Genomic DNA, 7,184 nt, shown 5'->3' on the forward strand with positions numbered 1-7,184 from the left:
CAGGACGAGCGGTGCCTGCAGGGTCAGCTCTTCGACGGTGGCGCAGCCGACCTGGTCGCCGGCCCGCACAGCCAGCTCGACGAACGCCGTGCCGGGCAGCAGCACGGTGTCGCCGACGGCGTGGTCGGCGAGCCACGGGTGGGTGCTCAGCGAAAGGCGTCCGGTGAGGAGGGTGGCGCCGGTGCCCGCGACGGTCACGGCGGCCCCGAGCAGCGGGTGCCCGGCGTCGGTGAGGCCGAGGCCGCCGGCGTCGCCCGCGGTCGTGGCCGTCCACTGTGGCCAGTACCGGTCCTGCTGGAAGGGGTAGGTGGGCAAGTCGATGAGCCGGGCGCCGGGGAATGCCGGGGTCCAGTCGACCCGGACGCCGTTGACGTGCGCCTCGGCGAGGGCGGTGTAGAAGCGGGTCAATCCACCGTCGTCGCGTCGCAGGCTTCCCAGCGCGAGGACGTCGTCGCCGAGTGCCATGGTGAGCACGGGGTGCGGCGAGGCTTCGATGAACGTGCCGAAACCTTCGCTCTTGAGCCGCTCGATTGCGGTGTCGAGACGGACCGTGCTGCGGAGGTTCGTGTACCAGTACTCGGCGTCGACGGTCTCGTTCCACTCGCCCGTCACGGTCGAGATGAACGCGATTTCGCCGGTGCGCGGAGTGATCGGGGCCAGCACCTCAAGCAGCTCGTCACGGAGCTGCTCGACCTGTGCCGAGTGCGAGGCGTAGTCGACCGGGACGCGCTTGGCGCGGATGCCGTCGGCTTCGCAATTCTCGATCAGCTCGTCGAGGGCCTGCGGCGTACCGGAGACCACGACCGCGGCAGGGCCGTTGACTGCCGCGATGGAGATTCCCTCGGTCAGCCGTTCCTCGACGGCTTCGCGGGAGGCGGCCACCGAGACCATGCCGCCTTGTCCGGCCAGTGCCAGGATCGCTTTGCTGCGCAGGGTGACTACGCGAGCGCCGTCCTCAAGGGACAGCGCACCGGACACCACCGCGGCAGCGATCTCACCCTGCGAGTGACCGACGACCGCGTCCGGCACGACACCGAACGAGCGCCACAGCTCAGCCAGGGAGACCATCACCGCGAAGAGAGCGGGCTGGACCACATCGACTCGATTGAGAGCCTCGACGTCGTTGAGCACTGCTCGCAGGTCCCAGTCCACAAAGGAGTTCAGTGCGGCAGAGCACTCGTCCAAGCGAGCCGCGAACACCGGCGACGACTCCGCCAGTTCGAGGGCCATCCCCGCCCACTGCGAACCCTGGCCGGGGAACACCAAGGCCACCTTGCCAGGCGTACCGGCGATTCCGGTCACCGCGTTCGCCGACGGTGTCCCCTCGGCGACGGCGCCCAGCGCGTCGGCACCGAGCACCACAGCGCGGTACGGGAACCGCGAACGTGCGGTGGCCAGCGAGAACCCGATGTCCGCCGGATCGCCGTCGACCGCGGCGAGGGCGGCGGCCTGGTCGCGCAACGCGGCTTCGGTCCGGCCGGCCAGCACCCACGGCACCGGCCCGGAGACCGGCTCGCGCTCCCCGGCCACGACGTCCGGCGCCTGCTCCAGGATCGTGTGCGCGTTGGTGCCCGAGATGCCGAACGACGAGACACCAGCGCGTCGCGGTCGCTCGGATGTCCAGTCCCGCGCCTCGGTGAGCAACTCGACCGCGCCCGAACTCCAGTCCACATGGGACGAGGGTGCGTCGACGTGCAGGGTCTGCGGCAGAACGCCGTTGCGCATCGCCATGACCATCTTGATGATCCCGGCGACCCCCGCCGCAGCCTGCGTGTGCCCGAGGTTCGACTTCACCGAGCCGAGCCACAGCGGCTCGTCGCGGTCCTGGCCGTAGGTCGCGAGCAGGGCTTGTGCCTCGATCGGGTCGCCCAGGGTCGTGCCGGTGCCGTGCGCTTCCACGGCGTCCACTTCGGACGGCTTCAGCCCCGCGTCCGCGAGCGCGGCACGGATGACCCGCTGCTGCGACGGGCCGTTCGGCGCGGTGAGGCCGTTCGACGCGCCGTCGGAGTTCACCGCCGAACCGCGCACCACGGCGAACACCCGGCGGCCGTCACGCAGGGCGTCCGAAAGCCGTTGCACCAGCAGCATGCCCGCGCCCTCGGAGAACCCGGCGCCGTCGGCGGCATCGGCGAACGCCTTGCTCCGACCGTCGGCGGCGAGGCCGCGCTGGAGACTGAAGTCGACGAACATGCCCGGGGTCGCCATCACCGTCGCGCCGCCGGCCAGCGCCATCGAGCACTCGCCGCGCCGCAGCGCCTGCACGGCCAGGTGCAACGCCACCAGCGACGACGAACACGCCGTGTCCACCGTCAGCGACGGGCCTTCCAGCCCGAACACGTACGACAGCCGCCCGGACACGACGCTGGCCGCGTTGCCGACCCCGGCGTGGCCTTCCAGCTGCTCGGTCGAACGTTCCAGCAGCGCCGGGTAGTCCTGGCCGTTGGTGCCGGCGAACACGCCGATCCGATTGCCCCGCACGGAAAGCGGGTCGAGCCCGGCGCGTTCGAAGGCCTCCCACGCCGTCTGCAGCAGCAGCCGCTGCTGTGGGTCCATAGCGAGGGCTTCCCGCGGTGAGATGCCGAAGAAGCCGGGGTCGAACTTCGTGGTGTCGGCGAGGAAACCGCCTTCGCGGGCGTAGCTCTTGCCGCTGGCACCGGGCTCCGGGTCGTAGATCTCCTCGAGGTCCCAGCCGCGGTCGTCGGGGAACGGCGTGATGCCGTCGCCGCCCGCCGCGACCAGCCGCCAGAGGTCCTCGGGTGAGCGGACGTCGCCGGGGAACCGGCAGCCAATCCCGACGATGGCGATCGGTTCGTCGGCGGCGCCGCTGGTCGGCGCGTCGGTTTCGGCCGCGTCGCCGCCGAGCAGTTCGCCGAGGTACCCGGCGAGGACGGTGACGGTCGGGTGGTCGAACACGAGGGTCGCGGGCAGCCGCAGGCCGGTCGCGGTGGCGAGCCGGGTACGCAGCTCGACCGCCGTCAGCGAGTCGAAGCCGAGTTCGGAGAAGGCGCGTTCGACGTCGACCCCGGCCGGGGAGGCGTGCCCGAGCACGGCGGCGGCCTGCGCGCGGACCAGGTCGGTCAGCGCGCGGTGGGCGTCGGCCGCGCTCAGCCCGGCCAGCTGGGCGGCGAACCCCGTGGTCTGGACCGGGATTTCCTCGACGGCTTCCGGGATTTCCGCGAGTAGCGGCCGCGGCCGGGCGGCGGCGAACGCCGGGGCGAACCGCACCCAGTCGACGTCGGCGACCACCACGGTGGTGTCGTCGTGGTCGAGGGCCCGGCCGAGCGCGGTCAGCGCCAGCTCGGGATCGAGCGGCGGCACGCCCTCGGCGACCAGCCGCTCGCGGTCGACGCCTTCGTCGGCATCCCAGACGCCCCAGGCGATCGACGTCGCGGTAGCTCCACGGGCCCGGCGCCGCTCGGCGAGCGCGTCGAGGTGCGCGTTGGCCGCCGCGTAGGCACCGTGGGCACCGCTGCCGACGACCGCGGCGATGGACGAGAACAACACGAACGCGTCGAGGTCGTCGGGCAGCAGCGCGTCGAGGTGGTCGGCCGTACCTGCCTTCACGCGGCGGGCGCGCTCGAGTTGTTCCGGCCCGGTCTCGGCGAGCGGGGCCAGGTCGGTGACTCCGGCGGTGTGGAACACCGACCGGACCGGACCGTGCGCTTCGAGCACCGCGGCCAGCTGGTCGCGGTCGGCGACATCGCAGTACGCCTCGACGATTTCGGCGTCGCGCAAGGTTTCCACACCGGGCAGCGCGGCCGCGGCGAGCACGATCCGGGTGGCACCCCGCGCGATCAGCCAGCGGGCGAGGCGGACGGCCGCGTGACCGTCGGCGTCGGTGACGAGCACCGTGCCTTCGGGCCGCCAGCGCCTCGCGGGTTCGCCGGTCTCGGCGTGGACGAGCCGCCGGGCGAACACGCCGGAAGCACGCACGGCCACCTGGTCTTCGCCGGTGGTCCCGGTCAGCACGGCGGCCAGCCGCGCGCCGGCGGTCTCGTCGAGGGACGGCGGCAGGTCGACCAGGCCGCCCCAGCGGGCGGGGTGTTCGAGCCCGGCGATCCGGCCGAGGCCCCACACCTGGGCCTGCGCGGGATCCGGGACGTCGTCGGGCCCGGCGGCCACCGCGCCCTCGGTGAGGAGCCAAAGTGGAGCGTCGACGCGGGTCAGTTCGAGGGCGGTGGCGGCGTCCGGCCGGATGGCCACCACGCCGGTCAGGTTCTCGTCGTCCTCGACGATCTCGGCACCGCGGGCGGTGAGGATCTCGCGGACGTCGTCGCCGTCGCCGAAGACTCGCCAGCGTCCGGCGAGCCGGGACGGCGACGTCGTGACGGGACGCCAGGCGATGCGGTAGCGCCAGGAGTCCGTTGTGGACTCGTCGTGCCGTCGGCTGCGCCACTTCGCCAGCGCGGGCAGGACGGCGTCGAGCGGGGCGTCTTCGGCGAGGTCGAGGACGCCCGCGAAGGCCGGGACGTCCTGGTCGCCGACGACCTCCCAGAACCGCTGGTCCGCGGGGTCGGCGTGGACCGGCTCGGCTTCGGGGACGTCGAGCCAGTACCGCTCGCGCTGGAAGGCGTAGGTGGGCAGGTCGGCGGGGACCACGTCGGGGAAAGCCGGCGTCCAGTCGACCCGGACGCCGTTGACGTGGGCTTCGGCGAGCGCTGTGTGGAAGCGGGTCAGCCCACCGTCGTCACGGCGGAGACTTCCCAGCGCGATTACCTCATCCCCAAGCGCCATCGTGAGCACCGGGTGCGGCGAGGCTTCGACGAAGGTACCGAAACCCTCGCTCTTGAGGCGCTCGATCGCGGTGTCGAGACGGACCGTGCTGCGCAGGTTCGTGTACCAGTACTCGGCGTCGACTGTCTCGTTCCATTCGCCGGTCACCGTCGAGATGAACGCGATGTCTCCCTCACAGGGCGTGATGGAGGCCAGCACCTCACGCAGCTCGTCATGGAGCTGCTCGACCTGCGGCGAATGCGACGCGTAGTCCACCGGGACGCGCTTGACGCGGATGTCGTCCGCGCGGCAGGCCGCCATGAACTCGTCCAGGGCTTCGGGCACGCCCGAGACCACGACCGCCGTGGGACCGTTGACCGCCGCGACCGACACCCCGTCGATCAGCCGTTCCTGCACGGTTTCGTGGGAAGCGGCGACGGAGACCATTCCCCCGCCACCGGCCAGCGCCAGGATGGCCTTGCTGCGCAGCGCCACGACGCGAGCACCGTCCTCAAGGGACAGCGCACCGGACACCACCGCGGCCGCGATCTCACCCTGCGAGTGCCCCACCACCGCATCGGGCACGACCCCGAACGAACGCCACAGCTCAGCCAGGGACACCATGACCGCGAACAGCGCGGGCTGAACGACGTCCACGCGGCTGAGTGCCTCCGCGTCGGCCAGCACCTCCCGCAATGACCAGTCCACAAAGGATGCCAACGCGGCACCGCATTCGTCCAACCGGGCCGCGAAGACCGGCGAGGCCTCCGCGAGTTCGAGGGCCATCCCGGCCCACTGCGCGCCCTGCCCCGGGAAGACCAGCGCGACCTTGCCCGGAGTGCCAGCCTCGCCGGTGATCACGTTCGCTGCCGGAGTACCGTCCGCGAGCGCCGTGAGGCCGCCCGCGAGATCGCCGACCACGACCGCCCGGTGCCGGAAGAGCGATCGCGCCGACACCAGCGCCGCCCCGACCGACGCGGCGGGCAGCTCGCCCCGGCCGAGCAGCGCGGCAGCCTGCGCCCGCAGCGCCTCCGGCGTCCGTCCCGAAAGCACCCACGGGACAGGACCATCCGCCGCCGGCTCGGTCTCCGGCTCGGCGACGTGCTCGAGGATCGCGTGCGCGTTCGTGCCGCTCACCCCGAACGACGACACCGCCGCCCGCAGCGGCCGGTCCGAAGTCCACTCGCGGGACTCCGTCAACAGCTCCACCGACCCGGCCGTCCAGTCCACGTGGGACGAGGGCGCGTCGACGTGCAACGTCTTCGGCAGCACGCCGTGCCGCATCGCCATCACCATCTTGATGACGCCGCCGACACCCGCCGCGGCCTGCGTGTGGCCGATGTTGGACTTGAGCGACCCGAGCCACAGCGGCGCCGAGCGGTCCTGCCCGTACGTCTCCAGCAGCGCCTGCGCCTCGATCGGGTCGCCGAGGGTGGTGCCGGTGCCGTGTGCCTCGACGGCGTCCACTTCGGACGTCGTCAGGCCCGCGTTCGCCAGTGCCTGGAGGATCACCCGCTGCTGGGCCGGGCCGTTGGGCGCGGTGAGGCCGTTGGAAGCGCCGTCCTGGTTGACGGCCGAGCCGCGGACGACCGCGAGCACCGGGTGGCCGTTGCGCCTCGCGTCGGACAGCCGTTCCACCAGCAGGAGACCCGCGCCTTCGCCCCAGCCGGTGCCGTCGGCGGCGTCGGCGAAGGACTTGCAGCGGCCGTCCGCCGCGAGGCCGCGCTGGCGGCTGAACTCGACGAACAGCGCGGGCGTCGACAGGACGGCCACGCCACCGGCCAGCGCCAGGTCGCACTCGCCCTGGCGCAGCGACTGGCACGCCAGGTGCAGCGCGACCAGCGACGACGAACACGCCGTGTCCACGGTGATCGCCGGGCCTTCGAGGCCGAACGCGTACGCGATCCGGCCCGAGGCGACGCTGCCCGCGCTGCCGTTGCCGAGGTAGCCCTCGTAGTCTTCCAGTCCACTTCGGACGTTCTGCAGCCGCGTCGCGTAGTCCTGGTACATCACGCCGGCGAACACGCCGGTCCGGCTGCCGCGCACCGATTCCGGCACGATCCCGGCGCGTTCGAAGGCCTCCCACGCGATCTCCAGCAGCAGCCGCTGCTGGGGGTCGGTCGCCGTCGCCTCGCGCGGGGACATGCCGAAGAACTCCGCGTCGAATTCGGCGGCGTCGTAAAGGAATCCGCCTTCGCGGGCGTAGGACGTGCCGCCGTGCGCGGGGTCGTCGTCGAAGAGGTCGCCGGGCCAGCCGCGGTCCGCGGGGAACACCGAAACGGCGTCGCGGCCCTCGGCGACCAATCGCCAGAGGTCGTCCGGGGAGGCGACCCCGCCCGGGTACCGGCAGCTCATCGCGACGATCGCGATCGGCTCGTCGGCCTCGGCCGGGCGCGTGACGGCGGTCCGGTCCGTCCGGCCGGCGAGGTGCGCGGCGAGCACGGCCGGGGTCGGGTGGTCGAACACGAGGG

At 72.6% G+C, this 7,184-nt stretch carries 1 protein-coding gene; it reads right to left on the bottom strand.

Features of this window, described 5'->3' with window-relative positions:
- Window positions 1–7,184 (bottom strand): beta-ketoacyl synthase N-terminal-like domain-containing protein (locus tag G3I65_RS01395; RefSeq protein WP_239070209.1); only part of this gene is annotated, 7,184 nt, incomplete at both ends.

The sequence above is a fragment of the Amycolatopsis sp. SID8362 genome (assembly GCF_010550475.1).
Taxonomy (GTDB): domain Bacteria; phylum Actinomycetota; class Actinomycetes; order Mycobacteriales; family Pseudonocardiaceae; genus Amycolatopsis; species Amycolatopsis eburnea.